The organism is Parabacteroides sp. An277 (assembly GCF_002159645.1).
Taxonomy (GTDB): domain Bacteria; phylum Bacteroidota; class Bacteroidia; order Bacteroidales; family Tannerellaceae; genus Parabacteroides.
The window spans coordinates 43,405-61,479 of sequence record NZ_NFJB01000003.1 but is presented as its reverse complement, the minus strand read 5'-3'; the positions used below and the strand labels follow the sequence as shown (position 1 = coordinate 61,479).

Here is an 18,075-nt window from a genome sequence, read left to right as displayed (position 1 = left end):
TTTATTTTATGATGCGGCTGGTTACTTCCGCAATGCGGCGATGCTTTCCTTCAGCGCGGCGATTTTCGTCTCGGCATCGGATTGCTTCTTGCGTTCCATTTCGATGACATTGGCCGGTGCTTTGCTGACAAACTTCTCGTTGCCGAGCTTCTTCAGGACGCTTTGCAGGAATCCCTCTTGGTATTTCAAGTCGGCTTCGAGCTTCTTCAACTCTTCCTCTACATTAATCAGATTACCCAGCGGAACGGCATATTCGGTCGTACCCACCAAGAAAGAGGCTGCACCATCAGCCTTGTTCTCCACCGCCGAGATTGCTGAAAGATTGCAGAGTTTGGCAATCACCGAATCGAAGGCTGCCAGCGGATGTGTACCCACTACTTCCAACGTCAATGCCTCCTTCTGCGCGATGTTCTTCTGCAAGCGAATCGTACGAACGCCACTGATGACCTCTTTAGCCGCTTCAAACTGCGCGATGATGGCTTCGTCGAATGTATTCGGCGTGGACAGCGTCTGTACCATGATGCTTTCGCCCGGCTGACGGTCGTAAATGTGCTGCCACAACTCTTCGGTAATGAAGGGCATGAACGGATGCAGGAGCTTCAGCAAGGTGTCGAAGAACGACAAGGTCTTTTCGTAGGTAGTATGGTCGATAGGCTGACCGTATGCCGGTTTGATAATCTCCAGATACCAACTCGAGAACTCGTCCCAGAAGAGTTTGTACACGACCATCAGGGCTTCGCTCAGGCGGTATTTCGAGAACAGGTCGTCCACCTCGGCTGCAGTCTTGGCTAGCATGGCTTCAAACCAAGCCGTGGCGAGTTTGGCATATTCCGGTTGTTCGATGTCAGCCACGTTCCATCCCTTCACCAGACGGAAGGCGTTCCATATTTTGTTGTTGAAGTTACGTCCCTGTTCGCACAGCGCATCGTCGAACAGGATATCGTTTCCGGCAGGAGCCGAGAGCATCATACCCATGCGCACACCGTCGGCACCGTATTTCTCTATCAGTTCCAGCGGGTCGGGCGAGTTGCCTAACGACTTCGACATCTTGCGTCCGATTTTATCGCGCACGATGCCGGTGAAGTACACGTTGCGGAACGGCATATCGTGTTTGTATTCGTAACCTGCCATAATCATACGTGCCACCCAGAAGAAGATGATGTCCGGACCCGTTACCAAGTCGCTCGTCGGGTAGTAGTATTTGATTTCCTCATTGTCTGGGTCGAGGATGCCATTGAACAGCGAGATAGGCCAGAGCCATGATGAGAACCACGTATCAAGGCAGTCTTCGTCCTGACGCAAATCAGCAAGTGTCAAAGCGGCATTTCCGGTCTTCTCTTGCGCTAATTTCAGTGCCTCTTCCGGTGTTTCGGCTACTACATATCCGCCTTGGGGAAGATAGTAAGCCGGGATGCGGTGTCCCCACCAGAGCTGGCGGCTGATGCACCAGTCCTTGATGTTCTCCAACCAGTTGCGGTACGTATTCTTGTACTTCGGCGGGAAGAACTTCAGTTCGTCGTTCATGACCGGCGGCAATGCCATGTCGGCAAAGTGCTGCATCTTGAGGAACCACTGCATCGAGAGCTTCGGTTCGATGGGCACGTTGGTACGTTCCGAGAATCCCACCTTGTTGGTGTAAGCCTCTACCTTTTCCAACAGTCCGGCCTCCTCCAAATCCTTCTCGATTTGCTTGCGGACGTCGAAGCGGTCCATGCCGACATAAAGTCCGGCAGCTTCGCTCAGCGTACCGTTGTCGTTGAAGATATCGATGCTTTGCAGGTTATGTTTATCGCCCAGCATGTAGTCGTTCACGTCGTGTGCCGGAGTCACTTTCAAACATCCCGTACCAAATTCGATATCCACGTAATCATCTTCGATTACCGGAATGACGCGGTTCACCAGCGGGACAATCACCTGCTTGCCTCTTAGCCACTGGTTCTTCGGGTCGTTCGGGTTGATACACATCGCCGTATCACCCATGATGGTTTCCGGGCGAGTGGTAGCTACCACCGCGTAACGTCCTTCCGGGTCCCCGGCAATATAATATCTCAAATAGTAGAGTTTGCTATGCTCTTCCTTATAAATAACCTCCTCGTCGCTCAGGGCGGTCAGGGCTTTCGGGTCCCAATTCACCATCCGGACGCCACGGTAGATGAGTCCCTTGTTATATAAATCCACAAAGACGCGGATGACGCTCTTGCTGCGCGTTTCGTCCATCGTGAAGGCAGTGCGGTCCCAATCGCACGAAGCCCCTAACTTGCGGAGCTGCTTCAAGATGATGCCGCCGTGTTCCTCCGTCCATGCCCAGGCGTGCTTCAGGAACTCTTCGCGGCTCAGGTCTGTTTTCTTGATGCCCTCTTGCGCCAACTTGTTCACCACTTTGGCTTCGGTGGCAATCGAGGCGTGGTCTGTGCCCGGCACCCAGCAAGCATTCTTTCCCTGCATACGGGCACGGCGGACAAGGATATCTTGGATGGTATTGTTCAGCATGTGTCCCATGTGGAGCACACCGGTCACGTTGGGCGGCGGGATGACAATGGTGTACGGCTCTCGTCCGTCGGGTTTCGAACTGAATAGTTTGTTGTCCAGCCAATACTGGTACCATTTCCCTTCCACATCGGCAGGATTATACTTACTCGCTAATTCCATATTTTGTTTTCTATTTATTACAATCTGAATTTCTCGGCGCAAAATTAGTAAATAAAAAGTCAACTCGCATCCTCTGCCCTTCGAAATATACCGAAGAAAACGCATTGGGCTACCCATTCCGCCCCTAAGCCACGTTTCTAACCAGGTACGAAAGCCGCCGTGCCACCACAGAATTGCAAAAATCAACGTTTCTTTGGCGGGAATGAAACGCCGATTCCAAACAAATGCGTATCTTTGCACCCGCGCAGTCCGCCGGTCTGTCGCTCGTTTCCTTCGGGAAGCGTGAGGAAAGTCCGGGCAACACAGGGCACCATATTTCCTAACGGGAAGCAGGCCGCAAGGTTTGAGTAGCGTAACAGAAAAGAACCGCCGGAGAGGGGAACCTCCGGTAAGGGTGAAAAGGCGAGGTAAGAGCTCACCGTCCCGCTTGGCAACAAGGGGAGCCGTACGCCTTATGGGTTGCAAGGTCATGTATATCAGCGTATGTAGGGCGGCCCGTCCGATGCTGAGGGGTAGATCGCTCGAGCTTGCCGGTGACGGCAAGACCAGATAAATGGCAGACACCCGGCACCTTACGGTGCCGGGCACAGAACCCGGCTTATAGGCGGACTGCGTTTCTTTTATTTACCTTCCGGGGAGGATTTCAGTTGTTGCTGTACATTTATTTCAAACTTTCCTTCATACCAATTGCCATCCCCTTTTTCGATTTGCTTCTGCTCTAAGTTTGCTAAGTCGGCTGAGTCGGGAAGGAAAGAGCCATGAGCCGAACCGTCGATGTCTTTAAACTTTATCTTCCCATAGACTGCTACGTTTCTTATTTCTTTTGACTCGAAATGACCATTTGCATCCGTATACAGCGTATCCGGAGACGTTTCAAACGTCACACGAATGCCTTCAATCGGATTCCCTTCTTCATCCGTCACTTGCCCTTTTACCTGATATTCTGCGTAAGGCGAACCATATTCATCCTCAACAATTCCACAAGAGCCAAACCCTAAAAGGGCCAAAAGGGCCGAAAGAATGCCATGAATGGCTTGATTGATTCTCTTCATACGTTATTCCTCCAATCGTTTTAAATGACAAAACATCAGTTTTCCTTCTCCGTCGCGCAAGTGCATACCGTTGCCAAGGCAATAACGGAAATATTTGCAGGTGGCACAATCGCCGGTACGCATCCATTCCCGGTCTCGATAAGGCTGGAAACGTTGCTCCCAAACATCCATAAAGTTATCTTGGTAGATATTGCCTTGGTGGTAATCGGCACGGATACTGGGACAGGCCGATATCGAACCGTCTATCAACACCGAACCCACCACGACGCCTGCCTGGCAAAAGAACAGATGGTCACGCACCTCGCCTTCATAATTCCCTAAGAAACCTTCGCAACCATACGACAGCTGGATATGCCCCTCCTTACGGGTCGTGCGGATAAATTCCATCACACGGCGAAACTCCTCGCCCGTCAGTTGTAATGCCGGGTCTTTCGCCGCACGCCCAGTCGGGAAGATAGTAAAGACACGCCAACGCTTCACTCCGGTATCGATTAGTAACTGCTTGATTGCTTCCAATTGGGCGATATTGCGACGGTTCACACAAGTGACCACATCAAAAATCACATCCGTAGCTTCTACCAAGAAACGGATAGCGTCAAGTGCCCGCTCAAAACTCTCCGGACGTCCACGCATCCAATTATGCTCTGCCTCCAACCCGTCGAGACTGACCGTCGCCGTATGCAATCCAGCCGCCCGGAGTCGATTCAGCCGGTCGCGCGTCAGATACAATCCGTTCGTCACCATGCCCCAGGGGAAGCCTCGTTCGTAAATCGCCCGTCCGCACACCTCCAAGTCCTCGCGCACCAACGGTTCGCCGCCCGTCAAGATGACAAATACTTTGTGCGGGTCGGTCCGTTCGCCCACTTGGTCGAGCACACGGAGGAAATCCTGCAAAGGCATATCCGCAAACCCCGCCTCTTTCTTGCAATCACTCCCGCAATGCCGGCAATGCAAGTTACACCGAAGCGTACATTCCCAGAAAAGTTGCCGGAGCGGATGCTCCTTTATCTGCTCTTGCCTCAGCTTGCGAGCAATCTCCAAGCCGAAGCGATGGCGCAACGTAAGGGGCGTTATCTTTTCCATCTTCAATCCTGTTTAGGTTCTTCTTTCGTGAGTTGTTTATTGAGGGTCAGTTCATAACGTCCGTCATACCAACCGTGCCCTTCTTCCAATTGAACAGCCTCTGCCTCTTGCAAGCTGGCCGAATCCGTTTGGAAAGTACCGCCATTGGCTTCTCCATCTACATCTTCAAATAGAAGTTTGCCTTCCATTGCAACGTTTTGCAATAAAGACGACTCAAAGTTTCCTTCTGCATCGGTATAAGTCGTATCTGCCTTTTTCCAGCTACCGTTCGTTACATTCGTTACATCGGTATAAACACCATACGCAGGCTTTGTAATAACCTGAATACCTTCAATCGGATTGCCCTCCGCATCCGTCACTTGCCCTTTTATTTGAAAATCTACGGTAGGAGAACCATATTCTTCCGTCATTCCTCCCCCATTTTCATCACATGCAGAGAAACCCAGCAAGGCAAGCAGACCGGAAAGCACGCGTGTTGTCGTTAGCTTCTTCATTCTTACTTATCTATTTTTATTATTAAATATATTCCACCGCACGAGAAAGGCCACCCTTCCTTTTCTTTCCACTACTACAAATAAAGATGAATAAGGGTTACCAAAAAGCTGCTTCACCTGAAACAAAAACAGGTTTGCCCTGCAAAAATAGGAAAATAAACGATGTGAAAATCTTTAGGGATACTTTATTAATAATATAATGGTAAACATCGTCGATTATAGGCATAAATCACCCGATTTAGTACGATAAAATTCCACCTTTTTCGCCCCAAACTACCTACATGTAGGTAACGGAACCCCATTTTTACCCATTTAGGGGGATTGCTTGCCGCTTGCAACTCGCCTACCTTTGCCCAAAATTTTAAAACAAGATGAAAAGATTAGCAAATTTACTGGTTTTATCTTTATGTGCGGCAGGACCTTTGGTAGCGCAAGAGAGCCATAGCGAACTTTCGCCTGCTGAACAATCCGAAGCGATTTATGCAAGCGGATACGATAAGTTCCGCGTGGGTGGTTATGGCGAGGTACTTGCCAAATTCATGGACTATGGTATTAATCGTTTCCGGGGAACGTCTAACGGAAATGCAAAAGACCATCGGAATGAAATCTCGATTCCACGCTTTGTGTTGGCCTTCGATTATAAGTTCAACTCCAAATGGATATTGGGTGCGGAAATCGAATTTGAGGCTGGAGGAACAGGGACGGCATACGAAATCGAGAATACCGAGAATGGCGAATATGAAACGGAAGTAGAAAAAGGTGGCGAAGTAGCCCTGGAGCAGTTCCATATCACACGCTTGATTCATCCGGCGTTCAACGTACGTGCAGGACATTTGATTGTGCCCGTCGGACTGACAAATGAACATCACGAGCCTATTAATTTCTTCGGGACATCCCGTCCGGAAGGTGAAACAAGCATCATTCCTTCTACCTGGCATGAAACGGGTATCGAGTTCTTCGGTACGTTCGGTAAAGAATATACGAGCTTTAATTATCAAGCCATGGTCGTAGCCGGGTTGAATGCCAATGGTTTCGACCGCAATAATTGGGTACAAGGAGGGAAGCAAGGCATCTTTGAGACGGATAACTTCACTTCGCCTGCCTACGTAGCACGGTTGAACTACAACGGTGTGCCGGGCTTGAAAGTGGGTGGTTCAGTTTACTATTGTAATAATGTAGCGGCCAATTCGGATAAACTGAATGAGTATTCCCGCATTGGCGACAATGTCTCTTTGTGGATTTATTCGGCAGATGCGCAATATAAGAACAAATACGTCACGGCACGGGCAAATATGATTTATGGTAATCTGAGCCATTCAGATATGTTAACGCAAATCAATGCAACCATATCCGGACTTTCACCGTATACACGCACCACGCCGATTGCGAAACATGCCGTCAGCTACGGAGGCGAGGTTGGTTTTAACCTGCGTTCCATTTGCAAAGACAATCCGAAGGTACCGGTTATCTATCCGTTCGCCCGCTATGAATATTACAATCCGCAGCAGGAAGGAGCCGGACGGGATGTGATGGACTTACGCAACAAAGTAAGCATGTGGACAGCTGGTTTGAACTGGTATGCATTGCCCAACTTGGTGGTAAAGGCCGATTATACAACTCGTAAGATAGGCGGCGGACAATATAACAGTGAAAACGAATTCAGCCTTGCCGTGGCCTACGTCGGCTGGTTCTGGAGCAAATAAAATGACTTTAGCAAAACAACAACTATTAAATATCAAATAAAAATGAAGAAAAACTTATTTTACACAGCGATTTTTGCGTTAGGTATGGCATGTACCTTTACGGCATGTTCGGAAGAGGATGAACCCAATCCTAATCCCAGTCCGGATGAACCTACCACCACCAGTGCGTACGATTTGGATTATACCGCCGACAATGCGGCAGCATGGGGTAACTACATGTACCAGACGGCTCTTTTGTTAGACCAAGATGCTACCAGCTTGTATAATGCATGGACAAGCGATTATGAAGGAAATGGCCCGTATGCTACTATTTTCAAAGACCAAACAAGTGGTGCTTACAGTAGCCCGTTGGCTTGTATCCAGGAGATGGTAGAAAGCGGAATGTGGAATATAGCGAACGAAGTAGGTACGGCTAAAATCCAAGACCCGTATAATACATATGTAAGTGGCGACCACGAAGGCGGGCTTTATGCGGTTGAATCTTGGTTTAGTTGGCATTCGCGCGATGATTATACGAACAATATTTTCTCTATCCGCAATACCTATTATGGACGGATTGATGATAATGATGTCAGCAAAATCGATGGCGACTTGAGCGCGTATAACTCCTATTCGGATTTTGACGATGCAGGCGATATCAGCGAAAATTCTCTTTCAACTTTCATCGCTTCCATCAATTCGGAACTGGATGAAACTATCAAGCAACAAATCTTTGCGGCAGCAAAGGCCATCCAAGCTATTCCGCAACCTTTCCGCAACAATATAGATAGCGAAGAGTCTGTAGCGGCTATGGATGCTTGCAATACGTTAGCATCTACATTGCTGAATGAATTGCTTCCCTTTGTAAATACGTTAAGCGGAGCGGAATATACCGACCGTCTGGATGCGATTGCGGAGCAGTTTGTGGATGTAGTCGTTCTTCCGACCTATCAAGATTTGCAAGAAAAGAACCGTACGTTACTGGACGTTGTCAATCAATTTCGCGAGAACCCAAGTGATGCGAACTTCGAGAATGTATGCAACGCCTGGCTGGAAGCCCGCGAACCGTGGGAAAAGAGCGAAGCCTTCTTGATTGGCCCGGTTGCCAACTGGGGATTAGACCCGAACATGGATAGCTGGCCTCTGGACGTGAATGCCATTGTGCAGTTGTTGGAATCCCAGAACTGGAACGAGATGCAATGGAGCGGCGATTACAATGAGGATAGCGAGACTATCGGTGCCGCACAGAATGTACGTGGTTACCACACGCTTGAGTTCTTGAGCTTCAAGAACGGCGAACCACGTAAGGTAAACAACTAATCACGCAACAAAAGGGTCTGGCATAAGCCCTATACATAATTATATTTAAAGCAGGGGGGCGTGTCAATCGGAAATAAGAATTGCATATTGGCACACCCCTTTTAGCATAAGATTCAATAAATAACCAATAAAAGAATGATGAAACAAGTTTGTCTCTTGACATGTGCATTGGCTATATCCTTTGCGTTTTCATCTTGCGAGGATGACGACAAGATGGATATGGATACAATAGAGGTTCCCGATGGCTATGCGCTTTCGGCTGGTACTTCGACGGTATTCCTCGCTTCATCCATTGCGTATGATACAGAAGCAAGTTGGGTCTCAGGCTCCTACGCCAGCCGTTTTACGAATGGCGATGGCCTTTACGATGATGTGCGGACCAGTAGCAATAGCCAGGATGTCGGCGGATTGGGACCTGTCTATGCCGGGTATTCCTGCGGGAGTTGCCATCGCAACGCAGGCCGTACGCGCCCTACGCTTTGGAGCGAGGGGGGTTCCGGCAGTTATGGCTTCTCCTCGATGCTGATTTATGTTTCCCGCCGCAACGGGGCGCAGTTCCGCGATTATGGCCGCGTATTGCACGACCAGGCCATCTATGGCGTCGAGCCGGAGGGCAAGTTGCATGTGGAGTATGAATACCAGACCTTCTCTTTCCCGGATGGCGAGACGTATGAATTAGCGAAACCGAATTACACCATCACCGAGTGGTATGCCGACAGCATTGCGCCGGAGGACCTCTTCTGTACCGTGCGCATCCCGCTCCGCCACGTCGGCATGGGGCAGATGATGGCCATCGACCGCACGGAGATTGAGGCATTGGCGGCGAAGAGCAATTATCCGGAATATGGCATCAGTGGGCGCGTCAATTACATTACCGAGAAGGGCGTCACGGGTGTCGGCCTCTCTGGCAACAAGGCGCAGCATCTGGACCTGACGGTCGAGTTGGGTTTCTCCAGCGATATGGGCGTGACCAACAGCCGCTATCCGGAGGAGATTTGCGAAGGCCAGGCGCAGGTGAACCAAGGTAGCCTGATGGGCCTCTCGTATGACCAACTGGACATATCGACGGAAGATATGGAGGATGTGGACCTCTACATGCAGAGCCTCGGCGTCCCGGCACGGCGTAATGTGAACGACGAGCAGGTCATCCTGGGCGAGCAGAAGTTTTATGAGGCGAAGTGCCATTTGTGCCACGTCACGACCCTGCATACGCGCCCGGGCGGCTCTACGCTACTGAACGGCACGCAATTGCCTTGGTTAGGCGGACAGACCATCCATCCCTATTCCGACTTCCTGCTACACGACATGGGTTCTGAAATCATGGGCGTGGGGCTGAACGACAATTACGTGAGCGGCATGGCGATGGGCAACGAATGGCGTACTACCCCGCTCTGGGGCATCGGCTTGCAGGAGCGCGTGAACGGCCATACCTATTTCCTACACGACGGCAGGGCGCGCAATCTCGTCGAGGCTATCATGTGGCACGGGGGCGAGGCCGAGGCGTCTAAAAACCTATTCAAGCAAATGAGCAAAGCCGACCGCGACGCGATGATTGCTTTTATTAATTCATTATGATCAAAGGAGCATATCCAGATGAAACGAAGACTTTCGAACCTAAAGACAGGACCTTTTTGCAGACACCTTCCTAGGTGGGTACAGACGCCCTATAGGAGTGTCACCGACACCTATGGGAAGTGGCCTTGACACTTATAGGAAGTGTCGGCGACACTTATGGGAAGTGTCAGGGACACTTGTGCTAAGTGTCAACACCCATTTTGACACTTATATAGGACGAATCTCAGCATCATCGATAAATAGTTTAATTTCAAATAGATAAAGAAAAATGAGGCATATATTATCAATCATAGCCATTTTACTCCTTTTTCCCTTAGGGGCAAAGGCACAGTATGAAGAAGATACCGAGAACGGTGTCGTATCGTTGGCAGGGAAAGAGGGATTTTCCATCGCCACCAAAAAAGGTGATTTCGTATTCAAACCTTACCTCTTGGTGCAGACCAAGGCGGAGGTGAACTATTATGACGACGAAGGGCTGGACCCGGCGTACAACCAAGACAATGTACACAACACGGGATTCTCGATTCCCTATGCGGTATTGGGATTCACAGGTAAGGCGTTCGACCGCGTGACCTTCAACCTCTCTATCAATGCTGCGGGGAGTGGCGGGGCCATCCTCCAACAGGCCTGGTTCGACTACGAGGTGAAGGAGCCGTTCGCCATTCGGGTAGGTAAGTTCAAGACACCCTTTACCCATGCGTACTTAACGACATTGGGCGAAACGCTGATGCCAACCCTGCCCGTGTCGCTTACCTCCTCGGTTATCCTGCCCTACTCGCTGAATGCCGTGACGCCCAACATCGGTACCGGCTTCGACTTAGGCGTAGAGATACATGGTTTGATTCGGAAGAAATGGGGATACGAGGTGGGTATCTTCAATGGTACCGGTGCGTCGGTCAACACAGCCGGCAAGACCCTGAGCGATGATTGGCATATCCCTTCACTGCTCTATGCCGGACGCTTCACCTATATGCCGAAAGGCGTAATGCCCGCTACACAAGGGAACCCCAACCGTCTGCATGAAGACAAGATGCTGTTTGGGCTCTCAGCCTCCTTGAATGTAGAGAGCGAATCAGAAAGTACGAACGATACCCGTGTTGGGGCGGAGTTCGCCTGGCTGAAGAACCGCTTGTATGTAGGAGCCGAAATCTATTATATGAATGTAGGGTTCACGAAACGTCAGAAGATAGACCAGAGCTATAACTACCTGGGAGGCTATGTGCAGGGCGGCTATTTCGTAGCAGACAGATGGCAAGTAACGGCCCGCTACGACTTCTTCAACCGCAACGGACTGGACGATGCCGGGTTCCTCAACATGCCAGCCGTAGGTTTCAACTACTTCTTCAAGGGATGCAACCTGAAATTGCAAGCGATGTATCAATTTATTGGCCGTACCGGACATGATACGCAGCTCGACCGCGATAACGACGACCTCGGACTGGCCATGCACTCCGGTACCGTGATGCTTCAATATACATTCTAAGAAAGATCATGAAGAAAAGTATTATTACCTATATAATAACGCTATGCACGATAACTGGCATCCTTACCTCGTGCGACGACGGACGCATCTATGAAGAGGTCGTACAGGTAGAACGCGAAGGAGGTTCCGTACGGCTGACGGGCACACTAAGCGGAAACAACCACTGGGCCAGTGGATATAGTATCGTCCTGGCCGGATTTGCTGACGACAGTGAATATGCCAAGACAGCCAAAGGAATCACGACGAATAGCAATGGTTCGGTAGATATGACCCTGACCGGCATACCGAGCGAGGTGAACACGATAGAAATCTGTGCCATCAATCGCCTCCGCAAACGTATCGCCACCTTCTATACCTACGAATATACGGAGGAGGCAGACACCATCCGGATAGAGACTGGCGAGATTGATGCCAGCATGTATCACGCAATACAAACCAACGTGTTCGACCGCAGTTGTACCAGTTGCCACGGAGGGAGTACCTCGGCAGCTGCCGGGCTATACCTGACCGCCGACCGGAGCTATAATGCCCTGGTAAATGTCGTAGCCGATAAGAGCGAAGACAGCTTAATGTTTGTTAATCCTTGCAAGTCTGAAGAAAGTTTCCTACATTTGGTGCTAAATACGGATATCACGGCGAATTGGAGCATGAACCATATCGATATGGTTACGTCTCATGACCTGTTACAGCTGATAGACGATTGGATTGACAATGGAGCTAACATAAACTGATAAACTTTAAAAAACAGTATGGAATGTAGAAAGAAAACATACGCAGACAAAGCAGTAGAAGCACAAATTGCCTCGTTTACAGGGGCTGGAGGCACAACAGAGTATCACGTAATGCTATCGGTGACAAACTCGGAGCTTCCTTTTATCGAACAATTGCAACACATACAAAGGGCTTATGTGGATGTGGTGAAAGAAGAATTGGCGGATAATGCCGTAGCTGTGTTCCGCCGCTATTTCCTGAGTGATGCCGCAAATCAAGCGGACCTCGTCATGTCATGGGAATGCGATAACACCTTCTGCCCATTATCGATTATCCAACAAGCGCCGATGAATGGCACCAAGATTGCCCTCTGGACTTGGTTCTATACGGGTATGGTGGCCGAGACAAAAGAGAATGGCATGCTCACCAGTTCGCACAATGGCTATACGCACCATTGGACAGGCGGCGCTTGCAATAAGGCATCGAATTCAGAATATCAGACACGTTTACTCTTGAATGATTATGTCATGCAACTTTTAGAACAAGGTTGCAAGTTGGCAAACGATTGTATTCGCACATGGTTCTTCGTTCAAAATGTAGATGTGAACTATGCCGGTGTAGTCAAAGCCCGTAAAGAAGTATTTGTGACGCAGAATCTGACGGAGAAGACGCATTACATCTCCAGTACCGGTATTGAGGGACGTCATGCCGACCCTTCCGTATTGGTTACGATGGACACGTATGCTGTCAAAGGCTTGAAACCGGAACAGATTCAATTCCTTTATGCCCGAACCCATCTGAACCCGACGTATGAATATGGCGTCACCTTCGAACGTGGTACAGCTGTACATTATGGAGACCGGAAACAAATCTTCATCTCCGGTACCGCCAGCATTGACAATAAGGGAAATATTGTACACACAGGCGATATTCTTCGGCAGACCAGCCGCATGATGGAAAACATCGCTGCCCTACTGGCTGAAGCGGATGCTACGGTAAACGACGTGATGCAAGCCGTGGTTTATTTGCGTGATACGGCCGATTACCACGTAGTCGACCGCTTTTTCCAAGAGAATTATCCGGATTTCCCGCATATTATCGTACATGCACCGGTGTGCCGTCCCGGATGGTTGATTGAGACAGAGTGTATTGCCGTCGTTCCCAATGCAGAAGGAGCTTATCAGCCATTATAATAAATGTTTATTCATACAGCCTATTCCCCATAGAGTATAGCCGTACTTTCCACAAAGTACAGCTGTACTCTCGATAAAGTATAACTCTATTTCAGAAAGAATAGAATCGTATTGGAACGCGTTAATCGAAAGAAAACGTATCATACATATAAATTAACTATCAACATGGAACAAAAAGGTGTATCTTTGGAGCTTCAATCACCCATACGAATAGATATTGGTATGTATAAAAAAGGTCTATATAAAGAAACAGATAAAATGAGCGACTTGATATGCGAGAACTATCCCATGGTTCTTGTGATGAGTCGCTTCGGTATCGCATTGGGCTTCGGTGAAGAGAGTATTGGCGAGGTATGCAGAAAGAACCAGGTTGATGCATATACATTTCTGACGGTGGTCAACTTCCTCACCGAAGAGATTCAGACCGTTACACCGGAATTGTGCGAACATTTATCGCTTGATACGTTGGTTTTGTATTTGCACAACGCGCATGACTATTTTTTGGATTTCCGTTTGCCTCATATCCGTCGTAAATTACTGGATGCTATCAGTTCCTGTCCGACAGATGTAGCATTTGTCATCCGTAACTTTTTCGACGAATATGCTACGGAAGTAGATAAACATATGACATACGAAGAACGGACCGTCTTCCCCTATGTACACAATTTGCAGCAGGGTAAGCCGGATACTAAATACAACATTACGGTCTTCAGCCGCCGCCACGAACAGATAGAACAAAAACTATCCGACTTGAAGAATATCCTGATAAAGTATTATCCTGGGACGGGCAGTTATCTGTTAAACAGTGTGCTATTCGACCTTTTCACGACCGAAGAAGACCTTAGTTCCCATACGCGGATAGAAGACAAACTGTTTATTCCTGCCGTGCTTCATTTTGAAAAGAGAATGCTAAAAAAATAAGAAGTAAATGAATGCGAATTTAAGAATAGCCATTTACGAATCTTCCCTCATCATTCGCAACGGACTCAGCAACTTATTAAAAAAGATAGGGATGCCGGTCATTCTCTCCGACATTTCCGAAGGTGATTCTCTCTGCGAGTCCTTGCGGATTCACAGGCCGGATGTATTGATAGCCAATCCGCTTCTCTTGCAATCACACGCTTTGCATCATTGGCGGGAAGAGAGCGGTTGCCCGGAATTGAAAGTGATTGCCCTCGTCTCGATGCTCTGGCCGGAAGCATCCCTGCATAACTACGACGGCCAAATCTCGCTCTACGACGATATGGAAGCTATTAAGCAAACGCTCCTCAAGCTGGTGGAAAACAAAGAGGATGAAAACACCGACGACGAGCAGCAAAGCCTGAGCGCACGCGAAAAAGAAATCGTTGTCTGTGTCGTCAAGGGAATGACCAACCGTGAGATTGCCGACCGGCTTTATCTCTCCACGCATACCGTTATTACTCATCGCCGCAATATCGCCCGCAAGCTCCAAATCCATAGTGTAAGCGGTCTGACTATCTACGCCATCGTCAACAAACTGGTTGAACTGAGCGACATTCATCAGGCTAAAGAGTAAATGTAACAAAATTGTAATTCCTTTCTTTCCTGTAGCTCTGAATATTGAATTACCTTTGCGGAAAATTCAATCGTATGAGATTCAGAAATGTATTATTCCTTCTTGCCCTGACGGGCAGCATGAACTTGGCCGCTCAAGAGCAGCCTAAAGAAGAAAAATCTTGGTTAGCAACGCTCGACTCGCTCGCTTCGCCTTCGGAGCCTTCGGAAGAACTGGTTGAACGTTTACGAAACATGCCGAATATCGAAGTCGGCAAAGGTATCTCTTTTGAACCGAAAGATAAAAAGTATCGCATGACGATGCGATTCCGTATGCAAAATATGCTGGCTTTCGATTTCGATCGTAATTTCTCTCATACGGATACCGAAGCTCGTGTGAAACGCCTTCGCCTCCGTTTCGACGGTTATATTTTCTCCCCGAAACTTTTGTATTCTATCCAGCTGGGTTTTACGCCTTATGATTCGGGTGATTTGCCGAATGGAAATACAAACATTGTACGCGATGCTATGGTGTATTATATGCCCAACGATAACCTGAGCATTGGATTCGGACAAACAAAGATTAAGGCCAACCGAGCGCGTGTTAATTCCTCCAGTGCATTGCAGTTTGTCGACCGAAGCATTGTGAATTCCCAATTTAATCTCGACCGTGACTTCGGTTTCTTTGCTGAATATTATAAACCCTTGGTCAATGATTTCAACATCGGACTGAAAGGTTCCATCACCTTGGGCGAAGGACGCAACTGGAGCGAAAGCGATAAAGGTGGATTTGCCTATACCGGACGTGTGGAACTCTATCCTATAGGCCGATTCAAATCGCTGGGCGATGTGGCGGAAGGTGATTTCGAACGGGAGGAACGTCCCAAAATCCTTATAGCGGGTGCTTATTCGTTTAACAACAATACCACGCGTCTTCAAGGCCAAAACGGCGCGTATATTCCGAATAACGAGATGCGAAACCTCCACTCCTACTTCGTAGACTTCATTCTAAAATACCAGGGTTTTGCCTTTTATACTGACTTCATGGGGCGCCAGTGCGACGAACCGCTTTTCACGGGTGATACCGAAACGAGCATCTATACGGGAAACGGTCTCAACATCCAAACCAGCTATCTCTTCCCGAAGAATTGGGAGATTGCCTTGCGAAATTCCACACTCTTCCCGAATAAAGAGGTGCAATCCATCGTCGGGTACAAGCACAACAACCAGACTACTATCGCCGTCACGCGATACCTTATTGGCCATAGCCTCAAAGTACAAGCCGACGCTTCGTTCAACCATCGCGCCGAGTCTGTAGACCCTACCTACAATCGCTGGGAGTTCCGCTTCCAAGTCGAACTGGGATTATAAAATCAGAAATCCTTTCAAAAGGGTATAAAAATAGAGATAAAGATAGGTATAAAATAGGAATGTATCAAAATACTATCTGAAAGGAGCTGTGTCAAAATGCTATCTGAAAAGCTCCCCTGTCCTTAGGGGAGCTGGCTCGCGTAGCGAGACTGAGGGGTTAAATCTCTCATAATAAGAAACAACCCCTCACCCCTGCGGGGAGCTCCCCTACGAGCAGGGGAGCTTTTCAGTTACTTTCAGATAACATTTTCTTATTTATGATATACCCTTCTATAAATATTTCATTATCAATTGTCAATTCTCAATTGTCCATTGTCAATTACCATAACGTAATCATCTCCGGATATTCCACTACCAGCGGACTACCACCATCGTAAGTTTCAATGCGAACTTTATATTGACCTTCTGTCAAATCTGGCACCATTGTAAATTCAAAGCTAGTGTCTGTGACGTTAGTAATCGTCTCCGGTTTAATCCATTCGATGTAATCTTGATCATTGACAAGCCCGATGACATGCTCCAGCGTACCATTTTGTCCTTTCAATGTAAATCCTTGATATTCTACCATGGTTTGTTCATCCCGTCCGATTCGGTGTGGATTCTCCGGGTCACCTCCCTCCTTCTGATAAACAGCTGTGATGGCAGGAGTTTCAGGTTCGGGTATCGGTTCATCGCCGCCTTCATCGGGTTTCTTATTGCCTGAGGTCTGTCCTATAATTTGTCGATAACGTAATATGGCTGCATTTTGTTTTTTAGCAAACGAAATTACCTCTTCATCCTCTTCCATTAGGATATAAGCATTCACTACTTGGATGAATTTACGATAATCCTCATCTACTTTGGCTCTGGATTCCCGCATCGCACCTACTTTACGTTCTGCATAAGCTGTATTGCGTTCCTCCAGCAATTCGCGCATCTTCGTATTGGCTGTCTCTAACTGTTCTATTACAGGAGTTAGGTTCAATAATTCCACTTGCTCTGCCAAATCACCTTTCAAGTCGGTCAACATATTATGTAACAGACCTGTTTCTAAGTCCATTTGCCCATTAGGGTCAATATTATAATCTTTTATATTTTGAGCTAATACCTTAGCAGCCGATGCCATATTTTCTATTGGATAATCCAACATCGCTTTTACCATTTTCCGATAAGTCAAATATAAATTCTTACGTAAATCATCTACTTTGACAATATCGTCTGTCAAGAAACTCTTTTGAGAAACTTTTAATGCCTTATCCTCTAATTGAAAATCCGCATTATAAGGCGTCAAAAATTTTTCAAATTGCGTATTCACCGTACTATTCGATTTGGCACGTTGAATCGTACTGCTGTGAAACTCGAAATGGGCTCCATTTCGTAGGTTTTCTAACTTTAAATTATCAATCTTAATCATAATCAGATATGTTTATGTCCCGGTTGCAAATATATAGTATTGGATGGAATAATCAAAATATCAGCTTGCATTTCATATAAGATATAACTATTTTTAATATATATGCTTTATTTGCACCGGCGATGCAACTCATTCCATTTATAAAACAAAGCTTGCACCGGCGGTGCAAATAAGACCACGTACATTTTAGTGCTTGCACCGGCGGTGCAAATAGGACTATGTTAATTTTGCTGCTTGCACTGACGGTGCAAATAGGTCTATTAACATTGAGACGTTTGCACCGACGGTGCAAATAGATTTATTAACATAGCGACGTTTGCACCGACGGTGCAAATAGATTCATTAACATAGTGACGTTTGCACCGACGGTGCAAATAGATTCATTAACATAGTGACGTTTGCACCGACGGTGCAAATAGGTTTATTAACATAGCGGTATTTGCACCGGCGGTGCAAATCATTCCATATATAAAAATAACCTCCCTACAAAAGAAAAGCCCCAAGTCCGAAGACCTGAGGCTAATACATGTTAAATATAAAAACGAACGAAAAAT

14 protein-coding genes and 1 other RNA gene are annotated in these 18,075 nt (G+C 47.7%); 10 read left to right on the top strand and 5 right to left on the bottom strand.

Going from position 1 to position 18,075, the window contains the following annotated elements:
• Positions 1-21: 21 nt before the first annotated feature.
• Positions 22-2,649, bottom strand: a complete 2,628-nt coding sequence (locus tag B5F77_RS02045; protein WP_087326907.1) for a valine--tRNA ligase — start codon at positions 2,647-2,649, stop codon at positions 22-24.
• 244 nt (positions 2,650-2,893) lie between these two features.
• On the opposite strand from B5F77_RS02045, the gene rnpB reads away from it, so the two are divergent.
• Positions 2,894-3,266: RNase P RNA component class A (rnpB, locus tag B5F77_RS02040), an RNA gene on the top strand.
• Between the two features lie 3 nt (positions 3,267-3,269).
• On the opposite strand, the gene B5F77_RS02035 is transcribed toward rnpB, so the two are convergent.
• From B5F77_RS02035 to B5F77_RS02025, 3 genes are read right to left on the bottom strand one after another with little or no spacing between them, the layout of a single operon-like run.
• Positions 3,270-3,701, bottom strand: a complete 432-nt coding sequence (locus B5F77_RS02035; RefSeq protein WP_087326905.1) for a radical SAM-associated putative lipoprotein — start codon at positions 3,699-3,701, stop codon at positions 3,270-3,272.
• Between the two features lie 3 nt (positions 3,702-3,704).
• Complete coding sequence (locus tag B5F77_RS02030; RefSeq protein WP_087326902.1) at positions 3,705-4,784, bottom strand: TIGR04133 family radical SAM/SPASM protein; 1,080 nt, start codon at positions 4,782-4,784, stop codon at positions 3,705-3,707.
• Positions 4,785-4,786: 2 nt separating this feature from the next.
• A complete protein-coding gene (locus B5F77_RS02025; protein ID WP_087326899.1) occupies positions 4,787-5,278 on the bottom strand; it encodes a radical SAM-associated putative lipoprotein in 492 nt (163 codons plus the stop codon).
• 371 nt (positions 5,279-5,649) lie between these two features.
• Here B5F77_RS02025 and B5F77_RS02020 point away from each other — a divergent pair, with 371 nt between their 5' ends.
• The 9 genes from B5F77_RS02020 (at position 5,650) to B5F77_RS01980 (ending at position 16,128) form a co-directional block, all read left to right on the top strand.
• Complete coding sequence (locus B5F77_RS02020; protein ID WP_087326896.1) at positions 5,650-6,981, top strand: hypothetical protein; 1,332 nt, start codon at positions 5,650-5,652, stop codon at positions 6,979-6,981.
• Between the two features lie 42 nt (positions 6,982-7,023).
• The gene (locus B5F77_RS02015) at positions 7,024-8,280 is read left to right on the top strand and encodes an imelysin family protein (RefSeq protein ID WP_087326893.1); all 1,257 of its coding nucleotides are present in this window, start codon (positions 7,024-7,026) and stop codon (positions 8,278-8,280) included.
• Positions 8,281-8,418: 138 nt separating this feature from the next.
• Positions 8,419-9,855: a di-heme oxidoredictase family protein gene (locus B5F77_RS02010; RefSeq protein WP_087327067.1), complete on the top strand. Its 1,437-nt coding sequence runs from the start codon at positions 8,419-8,421 to the stop codon at positions 9,853-9,855.
• 268 nt (positions 9,856-10,123) lie between these two features.
• Complete coding sequence (locus B5F77_RS02005) at positions 10,124-11,338, top strand: porin (protein ID WP_087326891.1); 1,215 nt, start codon at positions 10,124-10,126, stop codon at positions 11,336-11,338.
• Positions 11,339-11,346: 8 nt separating this feature from the next.
• The gene (locus B5F77_RS02000) at positions 11,347-12,069 is read left to right on the top strand and encodes a hypothetical protein (RefSeq protein WP_087326888.1); all 723 of its coding nucleotides are present in this window, start codon (positions 11,347-11,349) and stop codon (positions 12,067-12,069) included.
• Between the two features lie 18 nt (positions 12,070-12,087).
• A complete protein-coding gene (locus B5F77_RS01995; RefSeq protein WP_087326886.1) occupies positions 12,088-13,242 on the top strand; it encodes a Rid family hydrolase in 1,155 nt (384 codons plus the stop codon).
• 222 nt (positions 13,243-13,464) lie between these two features.
• Positions 13,465-14,163, top strand: coding sequence for a hemerythrin domain-containing protein (locus tag B5F77_RS01990; RefSeq protein WP_204244939.1), 699 nt, complete (start codon positions 13,465-13,467; stop codon positions 14,161-14,163).
• A 7-nt stretch (positions 14,164-14,170) separates the two neighbouring features.
• Positions 14,171-14,779: a LuxR C-terminal-related transcriptional regulator gene (locus tag B5F77_RS01985; protein WP_087326881.1), complete on the top strand. Its 609-nt coding sequence runs from the start codon at positions 14,171-14,173 to the stop codon at positions 14,777-14,779.
• Positions 14,780-14,853: 74 nt separating this feature from the next.
• Positions 14,854-16,128: a porin gene (locus tag B5F77_RS01980; protein ID WP_087326878.1), complete on the top strand. Its 1,275-nt coding sequence runs from the start codon at positions 14,854-14,856 to the stop codon at positions 16,126-16,128.
• A 319-nt stretch (positions 16,129-16,447) separates the two neighbouring features.
• Here B5F77_RS01980 and B5F77_RS01975 read toward each other — a convergent pair whose 3' ends face one another.
• Complete coding sequence (locus B5F77_RS01975) at positions 16,448-17,521, bottom strand: DUF6261 family protein (protein ID WP_087326875.1); 1,074 nt, start codon at positions 17,519-17,521, stop codon at positions 16,448-16,450.
• Positions 17,522-18,075: the final 554 nt, after the last annotated feature.